The 24864-nt window shown below is 59.0% G+C and carries 23 protein-coding genes; 6 read left to right on the forward strand and 17 right to left on the reverse strand.

From position 1 onward, the window contains the following. Positions 1-2: 2 nt before the first annotated feature. Positions 3-2372 carry a Tex family protein gene (locus tag QLQ16_RS06820; protein WP_283223944.1) on the reverse strand — a complete coding sequence of 790 codons (2370 nt, stop codon included), beginning with the start codon at positions 2370-2372 and terminating at the stop codon, positions 3-5. A gap of 389 nt (positions 2373-2761) precedes the next feature. Here QLQ16_RS06820 and QLQ16_RS06825 point away from each other — a divergent pair, with 389 nt between their 5' ends. Continuing rightward, positions 2762-2983 carry a hypothetical protein gene (locus QLQ16_RS06825; RefSeq protein WP_283223945.1) on the forward strand — a complete coding sequence of 74 codons (222 nt, stop codon included), beginning with the start codon at positions 2762-2764 and terminating at the stop codon, positions 2981-2983. A 22-nt stretch (positions 2984-3005) separates the two neighbouring features. On the opposite strand, the gene QLQ16_RS06830 is transcribed toward QLQ16_RS06825, so the two are convergent. The 16 genes from QLQ16_RS06830 to QLQ16_RS06905 all read right to left on the reverse strand — a co-directional run bounded on the left by QLQ16_RS06830 (position 3006) and on the right by QLQ16_RS06905 (position 21134). Then, positions 3006-3908 carry an SDR family oxidoreductase gene (locus QLQ16_RS06830; protein ID WP_283223946.1) on the reverse strand — a complete coding sequence of 301 codons (903 nt, stop codon included), beginning with the start codon at positions 3906-3908 and terminating at the stop codon, positions 3006-3008. Next, the gene (locus QLQ16_RS06835) at positions 3905-4840 is read right to left on the reverse strand and encodes a glutathione S-transferase family protein (protein ID WP_283223947.1); all 936 of its coding nucleotides are present in this window, start codon (positions 4838-4840) and stop codon (positions 3905-3907) included. The genes QLQ16_RS06830 and QLQ16_RS06835 overlap by 4 nt, the downstream gene beginning before the upstream one ends. 6 nt (positions 4841-4846) lie before the next feature. Beyond that, positions 4847-5863 (reverse strand): NADP-dependent oxidoreductase, encoded by a 1017-nt coding sequence (locus tag QLQ16_RS06840; RefSeq protein WP_283223948.1) that lies wholly within the window; start codon positions 5861-5863, stop codon positions 4847-4849. Between the two features lie 26 nt (positions 5864-5889). Then, positions 5890-6312 carry a PaaI family thioesterase gene (locus QLQ16_RS06845; protein ID WP_283223949.1) on the reverse strand — a complete coding sequence of 141 codons (423 nt, stop codon included), beginning with the start codon at positions 6310-6312 and terminating at the stop codon, positions 5890-5892. 17 nt (positions 6313-6329) lie between these two features. Continuing rightward, positions 6330-7121: an SDR family oxidoreductase gene (locus tag QLQ16_RS06850; protein ID WP_283223950.1), complete on the reverse strand. Its 792-nt coding sequence runs from the start codon at positions 7119-7121 to the stop codon at positions 6330-6332. Between the two features lie 12 nt (positions 7122-7133). Next, positions 7134-8447: a serine hydrolase domain-containing protein gene (locus tag QLQ16_RS06855; RefSeq protein WP_431310391.1), complete on the reverse strand. Its 1314-nt coding sequence runs from the start codon at positions 8445-8447 to the stop codon at positions 7134-7136. Positions 8448-8483: 36 nt separating this feature from the next. Continuing rightward, positions 8484-8786, reverse strand: coding sequence for a Dabb family protein (locus QLQ16_RS06860; protein WP_283223951.1), 303 nt, complete (start codon positions 8784-8786; stop codon positions 8484-8486). Continuing rightward, the gene (locus QLQ16_RS06865) at positions 8786-10627 is read right to left on the reverse strand and encodes an acyl-CoA dehydrogenase (protein ID WP_283223952.1); all 1842 of its coding nucleotides are present in this window, start codon (positions 10625-10627) and stop codon (positions 8786-8788) included. The genes QLQ16_RS06860 and QLQ16_RS06865 overlap by 1 nt, the downstream gene beginning before the upstream one ends. Before the next feature lie 92 nt (positions 10628-10719). After that, the gene (locus QLQ16_RS06870) at positions 10720-11895 is read right to left on the reverse strand and encodes an acetyl-CoA C-acyltransferase (RefSeq protein WP_283223953.1); all 1176 of its coding nucleotides are present in this window, start codon (positions 11893-11895) and stop codon (positions 10720-10722) included. Positions 11896-11954: 59 nt separating this feature from the next. Then, the gene (locus QLQ16_RS06875; protein WP_283223954.1) at positions 11955-14066 is read right to left on the reverse strand and encodes a 3-hydroxyacyl-CoA dehydrogenase NAD-binding domain-containing protein; all 2112 of its coding nucleotides are present in this window, start codon (positions 14064-14066) and stop codon (positions 11955-11957) included. Positions 14067-14195: 129 nt separating this feature from the next. After that, a complete protein-coding gene (locus QLQ16_RS06880) occupies positions 14196-14891 on the reverse strand; it encodes an ABC transporter ATP-binding protein (RefSeq protein ID WP_283223955.1) in 696 nt (231 codons plus the stop codon). A gap of 1 nt (position 14892) precedes the next feature. Then, the gene (locus QLQ16_RS06885) at positions 14893-15669 is read right to left on the reverse strand and encodes an ABC transporter ATP-binding protein (RefSeq protein ID WP_283223956.1); all 777 of its coding nucleotides are present in this window, start codon (positions 15667-15669) and stop codon (positions 14893-14895) included. Beyond that, a complete protein-coding gene (locus tag QLQ16_RS06890; RefSeq protein ID WP_283223957.1) occupies positions 15666-16958 on the reverse strand; it encodes a branched-chain amino acid ABC transporter permease in 1293 nt (430 codons plus the stop codon). The genes QLQ16_RS06885 and QLQ16_RS06890 overlap by 4 nt, the downstream gene beginning before the upstream one ends. Before the next feature lie 3 nt (positions 16959-16961). Further along, positions 16962-17996: a branched-chain amino acid ABC transporter permease gene (locus QLQ16_RS06895; RefSeq protein ID WP_283223958.1), complete on the reverse strand. Its 1035-nt coding sequence runs from the start codon at positions 17994-17996 to the stop codon at positions 16962-16964. A 147-nt stretch (positions 17997-18143) separates the two neighbouring features. After that, on the reverse strand, positions 18144-19376 hold the full coding sequence (locus tag QLQ16_RS06900) for a branched-chain amino acid ABC transporter substrate-binding protein (protein WP_283223959.1): 1233 nt from the start codon (positions 19374-19376) through the stop codon (positions 18144-18146). Positions 19377-19505: 129 nt separating this feature from the next. After that, on the reverse strand, positions 19506-21134 hold the full coding sequence (locus QLQ16_RS06905; RefSeq protein WP_283223960.1) for a 3-(methylthio)propionyl-CoA ligase: 1629 nt from the start codon (positions 21132-21134) through the stop codon (positions 19506-19508). A 121-nt stretch (positions 21135-21255) separates the two neighbouring features. Here QLQ16_RS06905 and QLQ16_RS06910 point away from each other — a divergent pair, with 121 nt between their 5' ends. From QLQ16_RS06910 to QLQ16_RS06930, 5 genes are read left to right on the forward strand one after another with little or no spacing between them, the layout of a single operon-like run. After that, positions 21256-22779 (forward strand): protein adenylyltransferase SelO, encoded by a 1524-nt coding sequence (locus tag QLQ16_RS06910; protein WP_283223961.1) that lies wholly within the window; start codon positions 21256-21258, stop codon positions 22777-22779. Beyond that, positions 22776-23180 carry a peptide-methionine (R)-S-oxide reductase MsrB gene (gene msrB, locus QLQ16_RS06915; protein WP_283223962.1) on the forward strand — a complete coding sequence of 135 codons (405 nt, stop codon included), beginning with the start codon at positions 22776-22778 and terminating at the stop codon, positions 23178-23180. Before QLQ16_RS06910 ends, msrB begins: the two co-directional genes overlap by 4 nt. Positions 23181-23226: 46 nt before the next feature. Continuing rightward, entirely contained in the window at positions 23227-23757 is a 531-nt protein-coding gene (locus QLQ16_RS06920) for a septation protein A (protein WP_283223963.1), read from the forward strand. Continuing rightward, positions 23754-24020: a BolA family protein gene (locus tag QLQ16_RS06925; protein WP_283223964.1), complete on the forward strand. Its 267-nt coding sequence runs from the start codon at positions 23754-23756 to the stop codon at positions 24018-24020. Before QLQ16_RS06920 ends, QLQ16_RS06925 begins: the two co-directional genes overlap by 4 nt. 50 nt (positions 24021-24070) lie before the next feature. After that, positions 24071-24850 (forward strand): foldase protein PrsA, encoded by a 780-nt coding sequence (locus tag QLQ16_RS06930; RefSeq protein WP_283223965.1) that lies wholly within the window; start codon positions 24071-24073, stop codon positions 24848-24850. The last annotated feature ends 14 nt before the right edge of the window (positions 24851-24864 follow it).

Consider the following 24864-nt stretch of genomic DNA (forward strand, 5'->3'; position numbering starts at 1 on the left):
GTTTATTTTTTAAGGCCTTGCAGTTTGGCAAAGGCGCTGGCCATGGCCGAGCCCGAACCGGCTGCGGGGGGCGAGGTGTAACCCCCGCCTGAACCACCACCACGCTGGCGGTTGTCCCGCCCTGCCCCTTCAAACTTGTTGTCTCTCGGGCCATCGCGCCTTGCAGGTGCAGCGTCCAGCTTCATGGTCAGGCTGATGCGCTTTCGGGCCACGTCGACTTCGAGCACCTTCACTTTGACAATGTCGCCCGTCTTGACCACTTCGCGGGCGTCGCTCACGAACTTGTTGGCCAGTTGGCTCACATGGACCAGGCCGTCCTGGTGCACGCCCAAATCAACAAAAGCGCCAAACTGGGCCACGTTGCTCACGGTGCCTTCCAAGGTCATGCCTTCTTTCAGGTCCTTGATGTCTTCGACGCCATCGGTCAGGCGTGCGACCTTGAAGTCTGGGCGCGGGTCGCGGCCAGGCTTTTCCAGCTCTCCCAAGATGTCTTGGATGGTGATGGCACCGAATTTGTCGTTCGCAAACAGCTCGGGTTTGAGCGTTTTGAGCACCTCCGAGCGGCCCATGATGTCCTGAATGGGCTTGGCGGTTTTGACGATGATCTGCTCGACCACAGGATAGGTTTCGGGGTGCACGCCCGTCATGTCGAGCGGGTTGTCGCCACCGCGTATGCGCAAAAAGCCCGCGCTTTGTTCGAAGGTTTTGGCGCCCAAACCGGTCACTTTGAGCAAATCTTGGCGGGTTTTGAACACACCATGGGCATCGCGCCAGCGCACCACGGCCTTGGCCACGCTGCCCGACAAACCCGACACTCGGGTGAGCAAGGGGACGCTGGCTGTGTTCAGGTCCACGCCCACCGAGTTCACGCAGTCCTCCACCACCGCGTCCAGCGTTTTGGCCAGCTCGCTTTGGTTCACGTCGTGCTGGTACTGGCCCACGCCAATCGCTTTGGGGTCGATCTTGACCAGCTCCGCCAAGGGGTCTTGCAAACGCCGGGCAATGGATGCTGCACCGCGCAGGCTCACATCCACATCGGGCATTTCTTGTGAAGCAAATTCACTGGCGCTGTACACCGAAGCGCCCGCCTCGCTGACCACGGCTTTTTGAATTTCCACGCCATCACGCAGGCGGGCCAGTTGTTTGATCAGGTCGCCCGCCAGCTTGTCGGTCTCGCGGCTGGCGGTACCGTTGCCAATGGCGATCAGGTTCACGTTGTGCTTTTCGCAAAGCTTGGCCAGAGTGAAGAGCGAGCCTTCCCAGTCCTTGCGGGGCTCATGGGGGTACACGGTAGAGGTGTCCACCAGTTTGCCGGTGGCATCCACCACGGCCACCTTCACGCCCGTGCGGATGCCCGGGTCCAGTCCCATGACCACACGGGGGCCTGCGGGCGCGGCCAGCAGCAAATCGCGCAGGTTGTCACTGAAGACCTTGATGGCGACTTTTTCGGCCTCTTCACGCAAGCGGGTGAACAGGTCGCGCTCGGTGGACAGGCTGAGTTTCACGCGCCAGGTCCAGGCCACGCATTTACGGATCAGGTCATCTGAGGGGCGGGCCGCATGGCTCCAGCCCAAATGCATGGCAATCTTGCCTTCGGCGATGCTGGGCTTGCCCGGCTCGGGTTCGACAGGCAACACCAATTTGGCGTCCAGCATTTCCAGTGCACGGCCACGGAACACGGCCAAAGCACGGTGTGAAGGCACGCGGCCAATCGGCTCGTCGTAGTCAAAGTAGTCACGGAACTTGGCCACGTCGGCGTTGTTCTCGTCTTTGCCGTCGGCCAGCTTGCTTTTGAACAGGCCTTCGTTCCACAGCCATTCGCGCAGGGCTTGCACCAGCGACGCGTCCTCGGCCCATCGTTCGCTGAGCAGATCGCGCACACCATCCAGAACAGCGGCCGTGGTGCTGAAGTCAGCCCCCTCAATCGCCCCTGAGGCCAGCACAAAGGCTTGGGCTTCGGCGTGGGGGTCGAGTGTGGGGTCGGCAAACAGCTTGTCGGCAAGCGGCTCCAGCCCGGCTTCGCGGGCCATCATGCCCTTGGTGCGGCGCTTGGGTTTGAAGGGCAGGTAAATGTCTTCCAGCTCTTGTTTTGTCGGGGCGGCATCGATGGCGGCCAGCAATTCGGGCGTCATCTTGCCCTGCTCTGTGATGCTTTTGATCACGGCTGCGCGTCGGTCTTCCAGTTCGCGCAGGTAACCCAGTCGCGCTTCCAACTCACGCAACTGGATGTCGTCCAGGCCATCGGTGACTTCTTTGCGGTAACGGGCGATGAAAGGCACTGTGGCACCGCCATCCAGCAGCTCGACGGCGGCTTTGACTTGGTCGGGGCGGATCCGGATCTCAGCGGCCAACTGGCCCATGATTTTTTGCATGCGTACGGGGTGTGAATAAGACGAAGCGAGCGAGTTTGCCACAGAGCCATGAGGATCCCAATGATTTCAAGACGGTGGACGCTTTGGCTATTTTTCTATTTTTTGACAGATCTAATGGCGTTTTCTAATTAGAAATGGTCAATTGATGAATTTATTGTCTATAAATCACTATTGACTGTTTTAGTCCTCAAAATTACATTAAATGTCATAAATGACAATTTAAGATGTTTAAAACATCAACGGGAGGATGAATCATGAAAACTGCTAATTTGAGAAGAGTTGTTTGCTCTGGCTTCATGCTGATCGGGTTCGCACTTCTGACAGGATGTCACACCTTGCCGATGGAGCAGTATTCAGAATTCACGCCCTTGGCGCCTCACAAACGCATCATGAACGAGGTCAAGGTGACTTGGGAAACACGTGACGATGTGGCCCAAATTTGTGCAAAAGCCATCGGCATGAGCAAAGACGCCGCGTACTTGACACCGCCATTGGCCTGTGCTTTTTGGGATAAAACCGCCAAACAGTGTTCCATCATCACCGGCAAGACAACCAACCACGCCGTCATTGGTCACGAACTTAGACACTGCTTCGAAGGCCACTTTCACTGACCTTCGAAGCTGGGCGCGGAGATCAGCCCCGCAATGCCGCCTTCAATGCCACGCCAATTTCAGGCTTGGCGGCAAACGGGTCGGGCGGGTTGTTGCCCATGACAATGGCTTCCATGCGGCTTTGCACATTGCCCAGCGCTTGTGGGTGGCTGTAAATGTAAAACTGGCCGCTGGCGACCGCATCGAACACTTTTTGCGCCACATCGGCCGCTGACACTTTGCCACTGCCCACGGCTTTGTCGCTTTGGGCTTGGCCGATCAGCTGGCTGGCGGTGGGTTTTTCAGCCGCCAGATCGGCTGGTCGGTTGCGGTGGCTTTGGCTGATGCCGGTCGGCACAAAGTAAGGGCACAAGACACTGGCGCTGACCTGGTCGCTCACCAATTGCAAGTCTTGGTAGAGGGTTTCGGTCAAGGACACCACGGCGTGTTTGCTCACGTTGTAGATGCCCATATTGGGCGGTGTCAGCAAGCCAGCCATGCTGGCCGTGTTGACAATGTGCCCTTGGTAGGCTGGATCGGTCTTGGCGGCTTCGAGCATCATGGGGGTGAACAAGCGCACGCCGTGCACCACGCCCCAAACGTTGACGCCCAGCACCCATTCCCAATCGGCCACCGTGTTTTCCCAAACCAAGCCCCCTGCCCCCACGCCTGCGTTGTTGAACACGAAATGCGGTGCACCAAAGCGTGCTTTGACATCGGCTGCCAACTGTTCCATGGCTTGGGCATTGGCCACATCGACTTTGCGGGCCAGCACTTGCGCGCCTTGTGCGGACATCTCTGCGGCGGCTTTGTCCAGCGCGTCTTGCTGCACATCGACCAAAACCAGGTTCATGCCCAGCTTGGCGCCAATGCGGGCGCATTCCAGACCAAAGCCGGAACCGGCACCGGTCAACACGGCGGTTTTGCCTTTGAAGTTCTCGATCATGCGGCAGCCTTTTTGAGTGTGAATCCCACGCGGGGGAAGTGAACATGGACCGTGCCCGCACGTTCATCGGTGCGGCGCAGGGTGTAACGGGTGCGGGTAGCGGCGATCAGCTCGCCCTCGGTCGGCTCCAGCCCAAAGTTGTCGGCCGCAATGACCACGGTGCCGCCCAAGGCGATGCCATGATCGTCTTGGAAAACATCGGCGGTCAAAGCGGCCGGTGTCGCCTCTTGCGCCATTTCAAGCGCTTGAGCCGATGACATTTTTTCGCTTTGGCCGTGGCCGATGGCTTTCATGCGCTCCAGCCAAGCCAACACCTCGGGCGTGGCGTCCAGCACGCCCGCCACAGCGGAAGTGATGTTCTGAGTGAACCAGATCGGATGGTAAGTCGCGAAATCGGCCACGCAAGGCTGTGAGCCCAGCAAAAAGTCTTGGCCATGCAGCATGCTGGCGATGCGGCGCAAATAACTCTTGTACGTGGTGGTCGCGTCGGTGGACGACATGCGGGCTGCGCCACCGCGCATGGCGGCGCGGTCAGCCACAAAGGCTTGAACGTTTTCAGCAGGCGCACCCGCAAAAACCTGTGCCACGCCAGCTGGCTGGAAGTTGTAGGCCATGGCCGCTGTGAACAAAGCACTGTCTGCCCACTGCGCCACGATGCGTGCTGCACCGCTGACTGCTGGCGGGAACAGCGTGTGCTCTGGGGCCAGGCCTTCCAGTACTTCGCAGATCAATGCGGTGTCGCAGTAAATGTCCGCACCGATTTGCAGCACCGGGGTGCGGCGGTAGCCACCGGTGAGCGCTGTCACATCGGGCTTGGGCATGATCATCGGGATGAACACGCTCTTCCAGGCCAATTGCTTGTGGCCCAGAATCAAGCGGACCTTCTCGGCAAATGGCGAGGTCGGGTAGTGGTGCAGGATCAAATCGGCCATGTCAGATCAGACCAGCTTGACCAATTGCTTGCCGAAGTTTTTGCCTTTGAGCAGACCCAAGAATGCCTCAGGCGCAGCAGCCAGACCTTGGGCCACCGATTCGCGGGGGCGCAGTTTGCCGGTGCCCACCAAGGTGCCCAACTCTTGCAGGGCTTCGGGCCACACTTCCATGTGCTCGCTGACGATAAAGCCTTCGATCTTCATGCGGTTGACCAGAATCAAGGCGGGGTTGCTCATGGGCAGGGGCGCACCGTCGTAGCCGGCGATCATGCCGCACACGGCAATGCGGGCAAAGGCGTTGGTGCGCAACATCACCGCGTCCAGCACCATCCCGCCCACGTTTTCAAAGTGGCCATCGATGCCGTTGGGGCAAGCTTCGCGCAGCGCCTTGGACAAGCTCAGGTAATCCTTGTGCTCTTTGTAGTCGATGCAGGCGTCAAAGCCCAACTCATTGACCACGTAATCGCATTTGTCTTTGCCGCCAGCAATGCCAACCACGCGGCAGCCACGGGCTTTGGCCAAAGCGCCATAGGCGCTGCCCACCGCGCCGCTGGCCGCGCTCACGGTGACGGTCTCACCGGCTTTGGGGTTGATGATCTTGACCAAGCCATACCAGGCGGTCACGCCGGGCATCCCGACTGCGCCCAGGTAGTGCGACAGCGGCACATGGGTGGTGTCCACTTTGCGCAGGGCCCCGATCACGTTGGCATCGACCACGCTGTACTCTTGCCAGCCGCCCATGCCCACGACCTGGTCACCGGCTTTGAATTTGGGGTGGCGGCTGTCCACCACCTCGCCCACGGTGCCGCCGATCATGACTTCACCCAAAGGTTGGGGTACGGCGTAGCTCTTGCTCTCGTTCATGCGGCCACGCATATAGGGGTCCAGGCTCAGGAAGTGGTGGCAAACCAGCACTTCACCGTCCTTGAGTTCGGGCAAGGGCAGCTCGACCATTTTGAAGTTGCGGGCGGTGGCTTCGCCCTGTGGGCGGTTGTCCAAAACGATGCGGTGGTTGATGGGCATGTGTGTCTCCAGTGAAAGTGGGTGAATTAATCGGTAGAAGGCGACGAGTTCTCGCGCCTTGTGACGTACTTGAAGGTGCCAGTGGCATGGGCGCACAGCTGACCTTGGGCGTCGAACACGCTGCCCTCGGTGAAGGCCATGCTGCGGGTGCGGTGCTTCAAAAAGCCTTGGCCCACCAGCGCTTGACCGGCGGGGACTTTGGCTGGGCGCATGAAGCTGGTTTTCATCTCGATGGTGACCACGCCCATTTCAGGTTCCACGCTGCGCGCAGCGGTGGCCATGATCACATCCAGAAATGTCATGACGGCACCACCGTGGGTGACGTCAAATGAGTTGAAGTGTTCGGGGTGCGGCGCAAACAGCAGCTTGGATTGGCCACCCTCGAATTGCTCGAGGGTGAACCCCAAATGGTCCACAAACGGGATCTTGGCGCCGAAAGGAATGCTCATGTGGTGGCCGTCAGCGATCAGCCGCCAATGATGGCGCTCACGCCACCGTCCACGGCCATCCACTGACCGGTGATGTGCTTGCCTGCGGCAGACGCATACAGCAACGTCAAACCTTTGAGGTCTTCGTCATCGCCCAAGCGGCGCAACGGTGCGCCTTGGGCCATCTTGTCGGCGCCCAATTTTTCGAGCAAACCGTAGGTCATTTTGCTGGGGAAAAAGCCGGGGCAAATCGCATTGACGGTGATGCCATGCTCGCCCCACTCGCCTGCCAAGGCGCGGGTGAAGTTGACGACGGCGCCTTTGGAGGTGTTGTAGGCGATGGTCTTCATCTCGGACGGGTTGCCTGCCAGACCGGCGATCGAGGCCACGTTCAGGATGCGGCCTTTTTTGCGCGGGATCATGCACAGCTTGGCCACTTCTTGTGCGAGGATGAAATAGCCCCGCACGTTCAGGTTCATGACCTTGTCCCAGGCGTTCACTGGGTGCTCCTCAGCGGGTGCGCCCCAGGTGGCACCGGCGTTGTTGACCAAAATGTCGATGGGGCCCATGCGCTGCACGGTCTCGGCAGCCAAGCGGCGGATGTCTTCTTCTTTGCCGCAGTCGGCAGCGATCCATTGGGCCTCGATGCCAGCGGCTTTCAGTTCAGCGGCAGCGGCTTCCAAGTCTTCGGCTTTGCGCGAGCTGAGCATGATCTTGGCGCCCGCCTCGCCCAGCGCATGGGCCATTTGCAGGCCCAGGCCGCGAGAGCCACCAGTGACCAGAGCCACTTGGCCGGTCAGATCAAAAAGTTGTTGGATGGTGCGTGTCATGTTGTCTGTCTTTCATTTCATCAAGTGCTTGGCCAGTGCCATGTAGGCGGGCAAAGAGTTGGGGTCATTGAAGGGGTTGTTGGGCATGGGGTGCGAGGCAAAACGGGCGATCACCATCTCGGCTTTGGGGTCGATGTAAATCGCCTGCCCGTGGATGCCCCGTGCTGAATAAGCGCCGTGTTCGTTGTTCGAGACCCACCACATGTTGCGGTAAGACCAGCCCGGCAATGTCGGAAAGCTCGCTTGCGGGAATGCGCTCTTGTCGCCGCCCTTGGCGATGTCTTGCACCACCGAGGCGGGAATGATCTGCTGTCCATTGAACTTGCCCTGGTTGCGCATCATTTCGCCAAAACGGGCCATGTCGCGCAGACCGGCGTTGAGGCCGCCGCCGGCAAATTCATTGCCCACGCTGTCCACGGTGAAATAGGCGTCTTGTTCCATGCCTAAGCGCGACCAGATCCGATCAGACAAAAGTTGCCCGATCGATTGGCCAGTGGCGCGGCGGATCACCCAACCCAAAGCGTCTGAGTTGACGGTCTTGTAGGCAAACGAGCCACCGTGTTCGCCCTCTTTCTTCACGGTTTGCAAAAACTCGTAAAAAGTTTGAGGGCCCTGGTAGCCCGGCGGACGTGGCAAGACACCGCCTGCGCGGGTGTGCTGCCAAATTTCGGCATTGGGGTCGAGGTAGTTCTCGCTGTACTTCAGGCCGGTGCGCATGTCCAACACCTGTCGGATGGTGGCATCGCCAAAGGCGCTGTCCTTGAGTTCAGGCACGTAGCGGGACACCTGGGCGTTCTCGTCGAGTTTGCCTTCGGCCACCAGCATCGCGCCCAGGGTGCCAAAAAAGGATTTGGTCACCGACATCGAGATGTGTTGACCTTCAGGGCGCAAGGCACCTGCATAACGCTCGTACACGATGCGGCCCTTGTGCAACACGACCACACCATCGGTGTAGTTGGCATCGAAGGCCTGAGCCCAGGTCATGGGGGTGTCTTTGCCCAAAGGAACAAAGCTGACCGCATCAAGGTCGTTGCGCAAGGCGCGAGGCAAAGGCGCTGGCGCACCCATGCCACGCGAGACTTGTGTGGTGGGGATCAGCTGCCGGAAGTTCGAAAAACTCCAACGTGTCTGCGGAAACTTGTAGCCCGAACCATCGGCAAAGCGGATCACTTTGTCGGCAGGCGGTGGTGAGCCCTCCATCCAGCCCAAAGTCACGGGGTCGGTCTGCGCGGCCGTCGGCAAGTTGGGCGTTTGCGCCAGCAAACCGGTGGCTGCGGCGGTCAAGGACAAGCCCATCACAGTGCCTCGCAAGGGTGAAAATTTCATGCGTTGTCTCCAGTGGGTGAGGTCTTCGGACCTTCTTTAAAGGGGGTAATCCATGCAGCGACGCTCTTTGACGACGGCCTTCATGAACGGCTTGATGGCCACATGTTGCGGGTGATTTTGGTAAGCCGCTAGCACCTGCGCGTCATCGAGCAACATGTGCAACACCAAGTCGTTGGTGCAGTCCATGCCGGGGGTGGCGGTGGCCACTTCAAAAGTCTGGATGCCCGGCACGACTTGGGCGCACGACAAGAGCAAGGTTTTGGCTTTGGCCAGGTTGGTGGCCTTGTCGGCCCCTTCGGCATGGTCTTGCAGGTTCCACATCACGATGTGACGGATCATCAAAAGGCCTCCTCTGGCAGGTCGGCGCAGGTCGGATCTCGGCTTTTGACCACGTTGAGCCAAGCCCCGATCTTGGGCAATTCATAACGGAAGAAGTAACGGCAAGCGGCTCGGCGACCTTGGGCCGCTGCGCTGTTGTCGTCGCCCAAGCTGTGGGCCACGTCGAGCCAAATCCAGGCAATGACGGTGTGTCCAAACGCTTGCAAATAAGGCACGGCGTTGGCCAAGGCCTGTGCTGGCTCGGCGCCGTCCCAGGCTTGCTGAGTGGCTTGGCCGACTTGCTTCAAGGCATCGCGCAAAGCGGCAGCTTCGGGCGCCCATGAGGTTTCGGCTTTGGCGGCGGTGGCCATCATGCGTTCGGCCAACAGTTGCAAGCCGCGTCCGTTTTCCATCAGCACCTTGCGGCCCAGCAGGTCCATGGCCTGGATGCCGTGGGTGCCCTCGTGGATCATGTTCAGGCGGTTGTCGCGCCAGTACTGCTCCACCGGAAAGTCTCGGGTGTAGCCATAGCCGCCGTGGATCTGGATGGCCAAGCTGTTGGCTTCCAGGCACCACTCGCTGGGAAAGCTCTTGACGATGGGCGTGAGCACCTCCAGCAGCAAACGCGCCACATCGGCGTCTTCGGCCGTGCCAGTGTGTTGCTCGTCCACCAAGCGGGCGCTGTACAGCGCCAGTGCCAAAGCGCCTTCGCTGTAGGCTTTTTGGGCCAGCAGCATGCGCTTGATGTCGGCGTGCTCAATGATGCGCACTTGCGGGCGGCTCGCGTCTTTGCCCCCGGCCCCGCTGGGACGGCCTTGGGGGCGGTTTTTGGCGTAGTCCAAGCTGGCGTAGTAACCCGCCATGCCCAGCATGGTGGCGGCCATGCCCACGCCGATGCGGGCTTCGTTCATCATGTGGAACATGCAGCGAAGGCCTTCGCCGGGCTTGCCGACGAGATAAGCCACGGCGCCGCTTCCGGCGCCGTCTAAGCCTCCTCCGGCCTCGCCTCGCACAGGGTACTTGCCCTCGCCAAAATTCAGCAGCGTGTTGGTCGTGCCGCGCCAGCCGCATTTGTGGTTCAGGCCCGCCAGCGCCACGTCGTTGCGCTCGCCCGTCAATTGCCCATCGGTGTCCACCAGTTTTTTGGGCACGATGAACAGCGAAATGCCTTTGACGCCCGGCACCAGTTGGCCATTTGCATCGGGAATTTTGGCCAACACCAGGTGGATGATGTTCTCGCTCAATTCGTGCTCGCCCGATGAAATCCACATCTTGTTGCCCTTGAGGCGATAGCGTGCGCCCAAAGCGTCGGATTCAAAGTCAGCGCCATCGGGGGTGGCGCGGGTCATCACGTCGCTGAGCGACGAGCCCGCTTGCGGCTCACTCAGGCACATGGTGCCCGAAAAGCGGCCACTGAATTCGTTCAAAGCAAACACCTGCTTTTGCAAATCGGTGCCGTGCACCATCAGCAAATTGGCGTTCCCGCTGGTGAGCATGCCCGAGCCGATGCTGACCGAAGCCATGGCAAAAAAGGCGTTGGCTGCAGCCTCCACGGTGTAGGGCAGCTGCATGCCGCCCACTTCGTAGTCTTGCGCGGCACTCAGCATGCCCGACTCGGCATAGGCCTTGTAAGCGTCGTGGGTGGCTTGGGGCAGCGTGACTTTTTCGCCATCAAAGTGGGGCTCTTGGGTGTCCACCAGGCGGTTGAACGGGGCGTATTTCTCGCGGGCGATGCGCTCGCAAGTGTCGAGCACGGCGTCAAAAGTTTCGCGCGAGTGGTCGGTAAAGCGCTCGCGGCTTTGCAGGCTTTCGACCTTGAGCCAGTCGTGCAGCAAAAAATCAACGGTGGGACGCAAACTCATGGCAATTCATCCAGGTTCAAACCATAAAAAAAAGGCGGCCAGCTCAATGCCAACCGCCTTTTGCGTTGATCAGGCGTCAACGCAAGCGCGCATCACAGCACTTCAAAAATGCCGCAGGCGCCCATGCCGCCGCCAATGCACATGGTCACCGCCACGCGCTTGGCACCACGGCGTTTGCCTTCGATCAGGGCATGGCCCGTGAGGCGCTGGCCCGACACACCGTAGGGGTGACCCACGGCAATCGCACCGCCGTTGACGTTCAGGCGATCGGCCGGAATGCCCAACTTGTCGCGGCAATACAGCACCTGCACGGCAAACGCTTCGTTCAGTTCCCACAGATCGATGTCTTGCACTGTGAGGCCCAAACGCGCCAAGGCTTTGGGTACGGCGTACACGGGGCCAATGCCCATTTCGTCAGGCTCGCAACCGGCCACGGCAAAGCCGAGGAATCGGCCCATCGGCTTCAAGCCGCGCTGCTCGGCCAGCTTTTCGTCCATCAGCACGCAAGCGCCTGCACCGTCCGAGAACTGGCTGGCGTTACCGGCCGAGACCAAACCGCCGGGCAAAGCCGAGCGCAAGCCACTGATGGCTTCCACCGTGGTGCCTTCGCGCAGGCCTTCGTCCACGCTCACGGTCACTTGCTTGGTGGTCATGCCCATGACCTTGTCGATCACGCCTTGTGTGACGGTGATGGGGGCGATTTCGTCGTTGAACAAACCGGCGGCTTGAGCAGCGCAGGCTTTTTGCTGGCTGGCCGCACCATACGCGTCCATCACATCACGGCCGATTTTGTAGCGCTTGGCCACTTGTTCGGCGGTTTGCAGCATGTTCCAGTAGATCTCGGGCTTCATCTTGGCCAAAGCCAAGTCTTGCATCATGTGGGTGTTCATCTCTTGCTGCACGCAAGAGATGCTTTCCACACCACCGGCCACATAGACCTGACCTTCGCCAGCGATGATGCGCTGGGCGGCCAGGGCAATGGTTTGCAAGCCAGAGGAGCAAAAACGGTTGACGGTCATGCCCGACACCGAGATGGGCAGACCGGCCTTGAGCGCGATCTGACGGGCGATGTTGGCACCGGTGGCGCCCTCGGGGCTGGCACAGCCCATGATCACGTCTTCGACTTCGGCGGCGTCAATGCCTGCGCGGGTCACAGCGTGTTGCACCGCGTGACCACCCAGGGTAGCCCCGTGGGTCATGTTGAAGGCGCCCTTCCAGCTTTTGGCCAGCGGTGTGCGTGCGGTAGATACGATGACAGCATTCGTCATGATGGTCCTTTCATGTGGGGGACAGAGCTGATGATCTGTCCCGCCAAAAATTTAAAAAATCAGTTGAATGTCTTGCCTTCGGCCACCAAACGCGCCAACAAAGGTGCGGGTTGCCAAAATTGGGCGTCGTCGAGCGGGTTCTTGGCGAAACGCTTCATGGCTTCGGCCACGTTGAACAGGCCAATCGTGTCGGCGTAGTTCATGGGGCCACCGCGCCAGAACGGGAAACCGTAACCGGTGATGTAGACCATGTCGATGTCGCTGGCTTTGCTGGCAATGCCCTCTTCCAGGATGTGACAAGCCTCGTTGACCAGCGAGAACACCAAACGCTGCACGATTTCTTCGTCGGAAATCTTGCGTGGCGTGATGCCTTGGGCGGCGCGGTGCTTTTCGATCATCTCGACCACCACGGGGCTGGGGATCGCGTCGCGCTTGCCGGCTTGGTAGTCGTACCAGCCTGCGCCGGTTTTTTGACCATAGCGGCCCATCTCGCAGAGCAAGTCAGCCGTCTTGCTGTACTTCATGCCTGGCTTTTCTTGGTAGCGGCGCTTGCGGATGGCCCAGCCGATGTCGTTGCCGGCCAGATCGCCCATGCGGAAGGGGCCCATGGCAAAACCAAATTTCTCGACCGCCTTGTCCACTTGGGCGGGAGTGCAGCCTTCTTCGATCAGGAAACCGGCTTGGCGGCTGTACTGCTCGATCATGCGGTTGCCGATGAAGCCATCGCACACGCCAGAAACTACCGAGGTTTTCTTGATCTTTTTGCCGATCGCCATCACGGTGGCCAGCACGTCCTTGCCAGTTTGCGCGCCACGCACCACTTCGAGCAGCTTCATGACGTTGGCAGGGCTGAAGAAGTGCATGCCAATCACGTCTTGCGGACGCTTGGTAAACGATGCGATCTTGTTCACGTCGAGCGTCGAGGTGTTGGAAGCCAAGATGGCACCGGGCTTCATCACTTCGTCGAGCTTTTTGAAGACGGTTTCTTTGACGCCCATTTCTTCAAACACCGCCTCGATCACCAAATCAGCCTGACCGATGTCGTCGTAGCTCAGCGTGGTGGACAACAAGGCCATGCGCTCGTCGTACTTCTCTTGCTTGAGCTTGCCTTTTTTGACCTGCGCTTCGTAGTTTTTGCGGATGGTGGCCACGCCACGGTCCAGCGCGTCTTGCTTCATTTCGAGGATCTTCACGGGGATGCCCGCGTTCAAGAAGTTCATCGAGATGCCGCCGCCCATGGTGCCAGCGCCGATCACGGCGATGGACTTGATGTCGCGTTTGGGGGTGTCTTCGGGCACATCAGGGATCTTGCTGGCCGCACGGTCGGACATGAAGATGTGGCGCAGCGCTTTGCTCTCGGGCGTCATCATCAAGGCCGTGAAAATCTCACGCTCCAAGACCATGCCGTCTTCAAACTTTTTCTTGGTGGCGGCTTCCACGGCCTCCAAGCATTTGACAGGTGCTGGCAGGTTTTTGGCCATGCCTTTGACCATGTTGCGCGCAAACTGGAAGTAAGCATCGCCCTGGACGTGCTTGCAAGGCAGATTGCGGACCAAAGGCAAAGGTGAACCATCGGCATGGGCTGCGGCCACTTTGCGGGCCATGGCCAAAGCTTCTTCAGCCAGGGTTTCGGCCGATTGGGCCATCGCATCGAACAGCTTTTGACCAGGCAACATGGCCAGCATTTCGCTCTTGATGGCTTCGCCGCTGACGATCATGTTGAGCGCGGCTTCCACGCCAATCACGCGGGGCAGACGCTGCGTGCCGCCCGCGCCGGGAATCAAGCCCAGTTTGACTTCTGGCAAAGCCACCGAGGTGCCTGGCGCAGCGATGCGGTAGTGGCAGCCCAAAGCCAGCTCCAAACCACCGCCCATGGCCACCGAGTGGATGGCGGCCACGATGGGCTTGGCCGAGTTTTCGCAAGAACGGATCACGCTCAGCAAGTTGGGTTCTTGGATCGCTTTGGGCGAGCCGAATTCACGGATGTCAGCGCCACCCGAGAAAGCCTTGCCGCCGCCGGTGATGACGATGGCTTTGACGGCCGCGTCGTTGTTGGCTTTTTCCAGACCATCGGTGATGCCGATGCGGGTGGACAGACCCAGGCCGTTGACGGGTGGGTTCATCAGGGTGATGACCGCGACGTCGCCGTGGACTTTGTACTCAGCTGTCATGCTGTTTTCCTTTGCGTGAAATGGAGCTTGGAATAAAAAAGAACGACCGTTCGTTTTTAAAAGATTGTAGTGGCAAGTTGGGGGAAGAACAGCTTCAGTTTCGAGAAACTGTCTCTCTCGGGACGAGGCTCAAACTTCCAGCCACTCCTTGCGGATATAGGTGTTTTGACGCAGTTCTTCGGGGGTGCCCTCAAAAACGATGCTGCCATGGCCCATGACCAGTGCCCGGTCCGAGATGTTCATGGCGATGGTGAGCTTTTGCTCGATCAACAGCACCGAAATGCCCCGGCGCTTGAGTTCTTGCAGGTACTGACCGACCAATTCCACAATTTTGGGCGCCAAGCCCTCTGTGGGTTCGTCGATGATGATCAGATCGGGGTCGCCCATCAGGGTACGGCACAGGGTGAGCATTTGTTGCTCGCCGCCCGACAAAACGCCCGCTTCGGTGTGCTCGCGCTCTTTGAGGCGCGGGAACAGGGCAAACATGTCGTCAAACGACCAGCGCCCATTTTGACCACTGCGCTTTTGGCCCAGTTGCAGGTTTTGGCTCACGGTGAGTTTGGGGAAGATGTCGCGGTTTTCGGGCACGTAACCGATGCCCAAGTGCGCCACTTCATAGGCTTTTTTGCCTTGAATGGCTTGGCCTTTCCAGTCGATGGTACCTTGGCAATCGACCAAGCCCATGATGGCTTTGGCGGTGGTCGAGCGGCCAGAGCCGTTGCGCCCCAAAAGGGCGACGATCTCGCCTTGGCCCACGCCAAAGTTGACGCCGTGGAGCACATGGCTTTTGCCGTAATAGGCGTGCAGGTTTTCAATCTTCAACATCTCAATGGCCTCCTGCCTGGCTGTCGGCCACAGACGAGCCCAAATACGCTTCTTGCACTTTGGCGTTGGCACGAACCGCCTCAGGCGTATCAAAGGCGATCACCTCGCCATAAACCACCACGGCGATCTTGTCGGCCAGACCAAACACCACGCCCATGTCGTGCTCCACCGTCAAAAGGGTTTTGCCCACGGTGACTTCTTTGATCAGGTGAATGAAGCGCGAGGTCTCGCTCTTGCTCATACCGGCTGTCGGTTCGTCCAGCAAGATCACGTCGGAGCCGCCGGCAATCGTCACCCCGATTTCCAGGGCGCGTTGCTCGGCGTAGGTGAGGTTCATGGCCAGCACATCACGTTTTTTGTCGAGGTGGATCATGTCCATCAGCTGCTCGGCGCGTTCGTTGGCGTCTTTCAAGCCCGAGAGGAACTTGAAAAACGTGTACTTGTAGCCCAGGCTCCAGAGCACCGCACAGCGCAGGTTCTCGAAAACGCTGAGCTTGGGAAAGATGTTGGTGATCTGGAAGCTGCGCGACAGCCCCATGCGGTTGATCTCGTAGGGTGTCTTGTGCTGAATGGCTTGGCCGTTGAGCAAAATGTCACCACTGGTGGGACCAAAACGGCCGCTGATCAGGTTGAACAGCGTGGACTTGCCCGCACCGTTGGGGCCAATCACCGCCACACGCTCACCGGCTTGAACAGCCAGGTTCACGCCACGGATGATTTCGGTCTTGCCGAAATTTTTGCGAACGTCTTTCAGTTCCAGTGCGTAGGTCGTACTCATACTGCAGTCTCCCGGCGCTTGATTTCTTTTTCGATCTCGGTCTGGATCACACCCCACTCCAGCATGTACTGGCGTCGGGTCACTTCAAACAAGCCCAAACCCGTCAGCATCACAAAGGTGCAGCCGAACCAGCTGTCCAGACTCTTGGCGTTGAGGCTCACGCCCATGAATTTGACGGTGTCGCCCAAAGCCGAATTGAGCTGCAGGTGGTAGACCATCTCGATCATGGCGCCAGCACCGGCCAACATTACAAAGGCCGTGAGGCCCAAGCCGAGGTAACTGGTCCAGATCTGTTTGAGCTTGCCGAACTTGGCCACGCGCAAATTCATCATGATCAAGCTGGCGATGCCGCCGGGGGCGTACATGACCATGAACAAAAAGACCAGACCCAGGTACAGCAGCCAGGCTTTGGTCAACTCTGACAAAAGCACAAAGGCGATCACCATCAAGATGGCACCCAGGATAGGGCCAAAGAAGAAGGTCGCCCCCCCCAAGAAGGTGAAGAGCAAATAGGCACCCGAGCGCCCTGCCCCAACGACTTCGGCGGTGACGATCTCGAAGTTGAGTGCGCCCAAGCCCCCGGCAATGCCGGCAAAGAAACCGGCAATGATGAAGGCGATGTAACGCACACGTTGCGTGTTGTAGCCGATGAACTCCACACGCTCCGGGTTGTCACGCACAGCGTTCAAAATCCGGCCCAAAGGCGTTTGCGTGAAGGCAAACATCAGCGCCACACACACAAAGGTGTAGGCCGCGATCAGGTAATACACCTGAATTTGCGGTCCGTAGGTGATGCCAAAGAAAGCTTGACCGGCCACGCGGTTGCCCGAGACACCCGCTTCGCCCCCGAAGAATTCGGAGAACATGAGCGACATGGCAAACACCAACTCGGCCACGCCCATGGTGATCATGGCAAACGGTGTCCCCGACTTGCGGGTGGTCACATAACCCAGCAAGATCGCAAAGCCCATGCCGGCCACGCCACCCACGATGGGCAACAAACTGACCGGAATGTGCAATTGGCCACCACTGACCATGTTGAGCGCATGGATGGCCATGTAAGAGCCCAGGCCCGTGTACACCGCATGGCCAAAGCTGAGCATGCCGCCTTGCCCCAACAAAATGTTGTAGGAGAGGCAAGCGATGATGGCGATGCCCATTTGGGCCAGCATGGTGGTGGACAGGTTGCTGGTGAAGACCAGCGGTGCGGCCAAGAGCACCAGAGCAAACAAGCTCCAGATGACCCAACGGCCGACGTTGTAGGGTTTGAATTTGTAAACAGCAGCCATGTCTTAACCCTCGCGTGTACCCAAAAGACCCTTGGGCCGGAAGATCAGGATCAGCACCAGGAACAAATATGGCAGGATCGGCGCGACCTGCGAAACCGTGAGCTTGGCAAAGGTGTTGTCTTGCGTCGCCGCAGAGACCGCCCAGCCCATGTCCTTGGCCAACACCAAGAAGGAATAGTCGATGGCCACGGCAAAGGTCTGGATCACACCGATCAAGACCGAAGCGAGGAATGCGCCCGACAAGGAGCCCATACCGCCCACCACCACCACCACGAAGATGACCGAACCCACCGTGGCAGCCATGGCCGGCTCAGTGACAAAGGTGCTGCCGCCGATGACGCCAGCCAAACCGGCCAAACCGGTACCGGCACCAAACACCAGCATGAAAACGCGCGGCACGTTGTGCCCCAGGGCCTCGGCCATTTCGGGGTGCGTCAAAGCCGCTTGAATGACCAAGCCGATGCGGGTTCGCGTGAGCAAGAGCCACAAAGACACCAACATCAACAAAGCCACCAACATCATGAAGGCACGCGTGGCGGGAAACGGCGAACACAAGACACGCACCGCCGCATCAGCAGCGCTGCACATGTCGGCAGGTGCAGACCCCCAAACCAGGCTCAGGCCATTGACAGAGTGGTTGATGAGGGTGAATGCCGAGCTGCGAAGGATTTCAGGTGGCTGGAATTCCACAGCTGTGCGGCCCCAGACCAACTGGATCAACTCGAGGACGACGTAAGACAAGCCGAAAGTCACCAACAACTCGGGCACATGGCCGAAGGGGTGAACTTTGCGCAGTGTGACACGCTCAAACAAGGCGCCACAAGCACCGACCAAAAGCGGCGAAATGACCAAGGCAGGCCAAAAACCGATCAAGCCCGACAGGGTGTAACCGAAATAGGCGCCGATCATGTAGAAACTGGCGTGCGCAAAGTTGAGCACACCCATCATGCTGAAAATCAAGGTCAGCCCAGAGCTGAGCATGAAGAGCAACAGCCCGTAACTGAGGCCGTTGAGCATGGAGATGATGAAAAACTCCATAAATACCGCTACTTTCCAGGCTTTGTGAGCCTAACTTCGTTACCGAAAGTGGGTTGACCGTTCAACCCGAAACACGCGTGCCGGAACACGCCAAGAAAAAGGCCCGACAACGTTCGAGGTCATCGGGCCCGGGAGCCGCAAGGCCAATCAGCCTGGACGCTTCATCTGGCAGCTGGTGGGCGTGCTGGAGACATAGGATGGGAACTCCTTGACGGGAGCCAAAGTCATGCCGGTGTTTTCCGGGCTATAGGGGTACTTCTTGTCCGCCTTTTGCCACACGGTCATGTACAGCGGTTGCTGCAACTGGTGGTCTGTCTTGCGGATCTGAACTTCGCCGTGGTAGCTGTTGAAGGTCAAGCCCTCCAAGGCAGCAGCCACTTTGACAGGATCGGTGGATTTGGCCTTGGCCATGGCCGCGCCCAAGGCGTTGTAAATCGAGATGACCGAGCCGGTGTAGAAATCGTCGTTGAATTTGGTCTTGAACTCAGCCATCCATTTGCCCAAATCACCACCCATGTTGTAGTGGTTGTAGGCGATCTGGTACACGCGGCCTGCACCTCCAGTACCCAAGGCTGTGGGCGTGCCAGTCACACCGGTGTAGTAGGTGTAGAACTTGCCGTTGTAGCCGCCTTCGTTGGCCGCTTTAACAAGCAGCGCCAAGTCAGAACCCCAGTTGCCGGTGATGACGGTGTCAGCGCCAGAAGCCTTGATCTTGGCGATGTAGGGCGAGAAATCACGCACTTGGGCCAGTGGGTGCAGGTCTTCACCCACGATCTGAATGTCAGCACGCTTGCGGGCCAAATTTTCTTTGGCGAACTTGGCCACTTGGTGACCGTGCGAATAGTTCTGGTTGAACAGGTACACCTTCTTGATGTCTTTTTGGTCGGCCATGAAGGTGGTCATGGCTTCGATCTTCATCGAGGTGTCGGCATCAAAGCGGAAGTGCCAGTAGCTGCACTTGCTGTTGGTGAAATCGGGGTCCACAGCCGAGTGGTTCAGGAAGATGATTTCCTTGCCAGGGTTGCGCTCGTTGTGTTTGTTGACGGCTTCGATCAAGGCACCGGCCACGGAGGAACCGTTGCCTTGCGTGATGTAGCGCACGCCTTGGTCCATGGCGGCTTTGAGCGCGTTCAAGCTTTCAGCGGGGCTCAACTTGTTGTCGATGCCAATCACCTCGAACTTCACACCCGCTGGGTTGGATTTGCTGAACTTCTCAGCAAAAAACTGGAAGCTTTTGAGCTGGTTGCTGCCCACGGGGGCCATCAGACCCGACAAGGGATCGATCCAAGCGATTTTGACGGTTTCGCCTTTTTGTGCGAAGGCGCCAAAAGCGCAAGTGCTCAGTGCTGCGGCAGCGATCAAGCGGGTGGTGAATTTCATTCAAAGTCTCCTGCGTTGTGAATCAGACGGTGTCAGCGTAACCGCTGATTTCACAAACTCGCTCGGGGTTTGCACCTAAGCTGTATCACCCTTGCGACTTGAGCGCCGCAAGAGGTGATTTGTCGCACATCAAAGGCCGGGCAAAACGTAGTCGGTCAGCTGCTCACGCAAACGGGTTTTGAGCATCTTGCCGGTAGCACCCAAAGGGATCGCATCCACAAAAACCACATCGTCTGGGATCTGCCATTTGGCGGTCTTGCCGTCGTAGAACTGAATCAGTTCATCGCGTGAAACTTCTGCACCTGGTTTTTTGACCACACAGACAATGGGCCTTTCGTCCCACTTGGGGTGGCGAATGCCGATGCACGCGGCCATGGCCACAGCAGGGTGGGCCATGGCGATGTTTTCCACATCGATCGAGCTGATCCACTCGCCGCCGGACTTGATCACATCTTTGCTGCGGTCGGTGATTTGCATGAAGCCATCGGTGTCGATGGTGGCCACATCGCCCGTCGGGAACCAGCCGTCCACCAAAGGATCGCCGCCTTCAGCTTTGAAGTAATTGGCAATCACCCAGGGGCCTTTGACCAAGAGATCGCCTGCGGCTTTGCCGTCATGCGGCAGCTCACGGCCATCGGCATCGACGATTTTCATGTCGATGCCAAAAATGCAGCGGCCTTGCTTCATGCGCAGCTTCATCTGTTCGGCTTCGGGCAAGCGCTCGTGTTTGTTTTTGAGCGTGCACAGCGTGCCCAGCGGACTGAGCTCGGTCATGCCCCATGCGTGCAGCACATCCACGCCGTAGTCTTCGCGGAAAGCCGTGATCATGGCCGGTGGGCAGGCCGAGCCACCGATCACAGTGCGGTTGAGTTTGGAGAACTTCAGGCCCGCAGGCTTCATGTGCCCCAGCAGCATTTGCCAAACGGTGGGCACACCGGCCGCGAAGGTCACGCCTTCGGCTTCAATCAGTTCGTACACCGATTTGCCGTCCAGTGCCGGGCCGGGGAAGACGAGCTTGGCCCCCACCATGGCCGCGCTGTAGGGGATGCCCCAAGCGTTGACGTGGAACATGGGCACCACAGGCAAGATCGAATCGCGTGCCGAGATGCACATCACATCGGGCAAAGCCGCTGCGTAGGCGTGCAGCAAAGTGGACCGGTGGCTGTACAGCGCCCCTTTGGGATTGCCGGTGGTGCCGCTGGTGTAGCACAAGCTGCAGGCGGTGTTCTCGTCCAGCTGAGGCCAGGTGTAGGTGTCGGATTGCGCGCCCATCCAAGTTTCGTAACTGACCAGACCCGGGATGCCGGTGTCAGCCGGTAATTTGTCGGCATCGCACAAAGCCACGTACTGGCGGATCGTGGGGCATTGGGCATGCACCGCTTGCACCAAAGGCAAGAAGCTCATGTCAAAGCACAGCACCTGGTCTTCGGCATGGTTGGCGATCCAAGCGATCTGTTCGGGGTGCAAACGTGGGTTGATGGTGTGCAGCACACGGCCCGAACCGCTGACACCAAAGTACAGCTCCAGGTGGCGGTAACCGTTCCAAGCCAGTGTGGCAATGCGGCTGCCTTGCGGCACCTGCATGCCATCGAGGGTGTTGGCCACTTGGCGCGAGCGTTTGGCCGCTTGGGCCCAGTTGTAGCGGTGGATGTCGCCTTCTACACGGCGAGAAACGATTTCGCCATCGCCATGGTGGCGCTCGGCAAATTCAATCAAGGAAGAAATCAGCAAAGATTGCTGTTGCATCAGTCCCAACATGTGATGGTCTCCGGTCAAAGGGTCAAAAAAATCACTTTTCATTGTGCCCCCAATCGGGCGTGGCGCAGAGGATAAGCCCTCTGAGCCCGTGTGCTCTTGTCAAGGGCGAGACAATGGCGGCATGTCAGAACCCCATTCACCCGCATCGCCAAGCCCTGCGCCCTTGCTTTGGCAACACAGCTTGACGCAGCTGGGCCCCCAGTTTTTCACCCGCTTGCAGCCCACCCCTTTGGCGACGCCTGCCTGGGCAGCCCGCAACCACGCCCTGGCCTCAGAGCTGGGCTGGTCTGCCTTGTTGGACGATGCGCACCTGAGCGCCCTGGCTGGCAACGCCTTGCTTGCGGGCTCTGACCCCTTGGCCACCGTTTACAGTGGCCACCAGTTTGGTCATTGGGCCGGTCAACTGGGCGATGGCCGGGCCATTTGGCTGGGCGAAGCGGCATCCGCGCTGGGCCTGCAAGAAATCCAGCTCAAAGGGGCTGGCCCCACGCCCTACTCCCGCCGAGGCGATGGCCGTGCGGTGTTGCGCTCGAGCATCCGCGAATACCTGTGCAGCGAGGCCATGCATGGCCTGGGCATTCCCACCACCCGCGCCTTGAGCTTGGTCGCGTCGCCAGAGCCGGTGCGGCGCGAAACGCTAGAGACCGCCGCTGTGGTGGCCCGTGTGGCCCCCAGTTTTTTGCGCTTTGGCCATCTGGAGCACTTTGCGGCCCAAGGCGATGTGGACAGTTTGCGGACTTTGGTCGATCACTTCATCGATCACCACTTGCCCCAGGCCGATGAACGCGCGCCACGGTGGCAAGGCAACCGTTATGCCGCCATGCTGGATCTGGTCCAGGACAGCACCGCCCGTCTTTTGGCCCAGTGGCAAGCCGTGGGCTTTTGCCACGGCGTGATGAACACCGACAACATGAGCCTCTTGGGCCTGACCATCGATTACGGGCCCTTCCAGTTCATGGACGGTTTTGACCCGGGCCACATTTGCAACCACACCGACACCCAAGGCCGCTACGCCTACAGCCGCCAGCCCAACATCGCCTACTGGAACCTGTTTTGCCTGGCACAAGCCCTGCTGCCTTTGATCGAAGACCAGGACCTGACCTTGCAGGTGCTGGAGGGTTATAAAACCGGTTTCCCCCGCGCCTTGGGCGACGCCATGCGCGCCAAACTGGGGCTGATCGGCGAATTGGCCAGCGATGATTTGCGCGAGTCCGATTGGTCCTTGGTCGAGGACTTGCTGCAATTGATGGCCAAGCAGCGTTTGGACTTCACCCATTTTTGGCGGCAATTGAGCCACGCCGTGGCGGCCCACCAAGAAGGCAGCCTGGCGGCGTTTGAGCCGGTGCGTGATTTGTTTGTCGATCGGGACAGCTGGCAAGCTTGGCTGTCTCGCTACATGCAGCGCTTGGGCGCTGCGAATTTCAGCGAAGTCGGCCAAAGCATGCTGCGCGTCAACCCCAAGTTCGTCTTGCGCAACCACCTGGCCGAAATCGCCATCCGCCAAGCACAGTCCGGGGACTTCAGCGAAATCGAGACCCTGCACAACTTGCTAAAGTCCCCCTTCGACGAGCATCCGGGCTTTGAAGCCTATGCCGACCTGCCGCCCGATTGGGCCCGCCAACTGGAAATCAGCTGTTCATCATGACCATCACCAAAACCGATCAAGAGTGGCGCGAGATCTTGCAAGCCAAAGGCGCCGAGCCCGTGGCCTACGCCGTGACGCGCCAGGCCGCCACCGAGCGCCCCTTCACCGGTAAATACGAATCGCACTGGGCTACAGGCATTTACCGCTGCATTTGCTGCGATGCCGAGCTGTTCAAGTCCGACACCAAGTTTGACGCTGGCTGCGGCTGGCCCAGCTTTTCGCAGGCGGCATCTGAGAACGCCATCCAAGAAAACGTCGACCGCAGCCACGGCATGGTGCGGGTGGAAACGGTGTGCGCCCAATGCGGTGCGCATCTGGGCCATGTGTTCGAAGACGGCCCAGCCCCCACGGGCTTGCGCTACTGCATGAACTCCGCTTCGTTAGACTTCGAGCCTTTGTGATGAACCCGGTCGGCGTCCATGTGACACCGCCCTAACCGCCCCTGACATGAAATTCCTGATCGACTTTTTCCCCATCTTGCTGTTTTTTGGGGCCTACAAAATGGCCGACATTTACACCGCCACCGCGGTGCTGATGGCCGCTACTGTGGTGCAGACCGCCCTGATTTACAAGATGGACGGCAAGTTGCAGACCATGCACAAGATCACCTTGGTGCTGGTGATTGGCTTTGGCGCTTTGACGCTGGGCTTGCACGATGAACGCTTCATCAAGTGGAAACCCACATTGCTGTACACCGGCCTGGCCGTGGCCTTGGCCATTGCGCACTGGGTGATGAAGAAGAACTTTTTGCAAATGATGTTGGGCCAGCAATTGCAATTGCCCGCGCCGGTGTGGCACCGCATGAACATCGCGTGGATGCTGTATTGCCTCTTCATGGCCAGCATCAATGCGTATGTGGCGACCTATTTTTCGACCGAAGACTGGGTCAACTTCAAGGTCTGGGGCTATGTGTTCCCCTTGGTGTTCATCGTGGCCCAAGGCATCTACGTGGCCCGTCACCTGCCCAAGGACCAATGAACACCATGACCGTTGCCCAACAAATCCACGCCCGTTTGACCGAGCGCCTGCAGCCAACGGCGCTGAAGGTGATCGATGAAAGCGCCGACCACGCCGGTCACGCCGGCGCCAGTGCCAGCGGCCAAGGCAGCCACATGCGTGTGTGCATTGCTTCACCGATGTTTACAAACCTGAGCCGCGTTCAGCGTCACCGGCTTGTGTATGATGCGCTGCAAGATTTCATCGACCAAGGCTTGCATGCCTTGGCCATCGAGCTGATCTGAAAATACCCCCTTATTTCATACCTGACGAACCGTCCTTGAGGAAAGAATCCATGAAAAAGCAAATGCTCAGCGCCGCAACCGCCGTTTTGGCACTGATGGCTGCGCCAGCTTTCGCCCAGAACTTGGCCGTGGTCAACGGCAAGCCCGTGCCCTCTTCGCGCGTGGAAGTGCTCAAGCAGCAAGTGGAACGCTCCGGCCGTCCCGTGACGCCTGAAGTGCTGGCCCAGATCAAAGAAGAGCTGGTGGCCCGTGAAATCTTCATGCAGGAAGCCAAAAAGCGCGGCCTGGACGCCACCGAAGACTACAAAAACCAGCTCGAGTTGGCCCGTCAAACCATCTTGATCCGCGACCTGTTCGCCGATTTCCAAAAGAAAAACCCGGTCACCGATGCTGAAATCCAAGGCGAATACGACAAGTTCGTGGCCGCCAACGGTGGCAAGGAATACCGCGCCCGCCACATCTTGGTGGAAAAAGAAGACGAAGCCAAAGCCCTGATCGCCGACATCAAAAAAGGCGCCAAGTTTGAAGACCTGGCCAAGAAGATGTCCAAGGACCCAGGTTCCGGCGCCAACGGTGGCGACCTGGACTGGGCCGCTGCGGGCAGCTATGTGCCTGAGTTCTCGGGTGCCATGGTCAAACTGGGCAAAGGCGAAATGACCGAAACACCGGTCAAGAGCCAGTTCGGTTTCCACGTCATCCGCGTGGACGATGTGCGCGAAGCCCAGTTGCCCAAGCTCGAAGAAGTCAAACCTCAGATCGCCCAGCAATTGCAGCAGCAAAAGCTCAGCGGCTACCAAGACAGCCTGCGCAGCAAAGCCAAGATCCAGTGATCTGGGGTATTGGC

It is taken from the genome of Limnohabitans lacus (genome assembly GCF_030053395.1).
Lineage (GTDB): Bacteria > Pseudomonadota > Gammaproteobacteria > Burkholderiales > Burkholderiaceae_C > Limnohabitans_A > Limnohabitans_A lacus.

Bases quoted from the DNA above. Each gene is read 5' to 3' on its own strand.
- msrB (WP_283223962.1), top strand. From the start codon at position 22,776: ATGACCATCACCAAAACCGATCAAGAGTGGCGCGAGATCTTGCAAGCC.
- QLQ16_RS06875 (WP_283223954.1), bottom strand. From the start codon at position 14,066: ATGACAGCTGAGTACAAAGTCCACGGCGACGTCGCGGTCATCACCCTG.
- QLQ16_RS06920 (WP_283223963.1), top strand. From the start codon at position 23,227: ATGAAATTCCTGATCGACTTTTTCCCCATCTTGCTGTTTTTTGGGGCC.
- QLQ16_RS06835 (WP_283223947.1), bottom strand. From the start codon at position 4,840: ATGGCCGATTTGATCCTGCACCACTACCCGACCTCGCCATTTGCCGAG.
- QLQ16_RS06885 (WP_283223956.1), bottom strand. From the start codon at position 15,669: ATGAGTACGACCTACGCACTGGAACTGAAAGACGTTCGCAAAAATTTC.
- QLQ16_RS06825 (WP_283223945.1), top strand. From the start codon at position 2,762: ATGAACGAGGTCAAGGTGACTTGGGAAACACGTGACGATGTGGCCCAA.
- QLQ16_RS06845 (WP_283223949.1), bottom strand. From the start codon at position 6,312: ATGAGCATTCCTTTCGGCGCCAAGATCCCGTTTGTGGACCATTTGGGG.
- QLQ16_RS06905 (WP_283223960.1), bottom strand. From the start codon at position 21,134: ATGTTGGGACTGATGCAACAGCAATCTTTGCTGATTTCTTCCTTGATT.
- QLQ16_RS06930 (WP_283223965.1), top strand. From the start codon at position 24,071: ATGAAAAAGCAAATGCTCAGCGCCGCAACCGCCGTTTTGGCACTGATG.
- QLQ16_RS06830 (WP_283223946.1), bottom strand. From the start codon at position 3,908: ATGATCGAGAACTTCAAAGGCAAAACCGCCGTGTTGACCGGTGCCGGT.
- QLQ16_RS06880 (WP_283223955.1), bottom strand. From the start codon at position 14,891: ATGTTGAAGATTGAAAACCTGCACGCCTATTACGGCAAAAGCCATGTG.
- QLQ16_RS06860 (WP_283223951.1), bottom strand. From the start codon at position 8,786: ATGATCCGTCACATCGTGATGTGGAACCTGCAAGACCATGCCGAAGGG.
- QLQ16_RS06855 (WP_431310391.1), bottom strand. From the start codon at position 8,447: ATGAAATTTTCACCCTTGCGAGGCACTGTGATGGGCTTGTCCTTGACC.
- QLQ16_RS06820 (WP_283223944.1), bottom strand. From the start codon at position 2,372: ATGCAAAAAATCATGGGCCAGTTGGCCGCTGAGATCCGGATCCGCCCC.
- QLQ16_RS06910 (WP_283223961.1), top strand. From the start codon at position 21,256: ATGTCAGAACCCCATTCACCCGCATCGCCAAGCCCTGCGCCCTTGCTT.
- QLQ16_RS06850 (WP_283223950.1), bottom strand. From the start codon at position 7,121: ATGACACGCACCATCCAACAACTTTTTGATCTGACCGGCCAAGTGGCT.
- QLQ16_RS06890 (WP_283223957.1), bottom strand. From the start codon at position 16,958: ATGGCTGCTGTTTACAAATTCAAACCCTACAACGTCGGCCGTTGGGTC.
- QLQ16_RS06900 (WP_283223959.1), bottom strand. From the start codon at position 19,376: ATGAAATTCACCACCCGCTTGATCGCTGCCGCAGCACTGAGCACTTGC.
- QLQ16_RS06840 (WP_283223948.1), bottom strand. From the start codon at position 5,863: ATGCCCATCAACCACCGCATCGTTTTGGACAACCGCCCACAGGGCGAA.
- QLQ16_RS06895 (WP_283223958.1), bottom strand. From the start codon at position 17,996: ATGGAGTTTTTCATCATCTCCATGCTCAACGGCCTCAGTTACGGGCTG.
- QLQ16_RS06870 (WP_283223953.1), bottom strand. From the start codon at position 11,895: ATGACGAATGCTGTCATCGTATCTACCGCACGCACACCGCTGGCCAAA.
- QLQ16_RS06865 (WP_283223952.1), bottom strand. From the start codon at position 10,627: ATGAGTTTGCGTCCCACCGTTGATTTTTTGCTGCACGACTGGCTCAAG.
- QLQ16_RS06925 (WP_283223964.1), top strand. From the start codon at position 23,754: ATGAACACCATGACCGTTGCCCAACAAATCCACGCCCGTTTGACCGAG.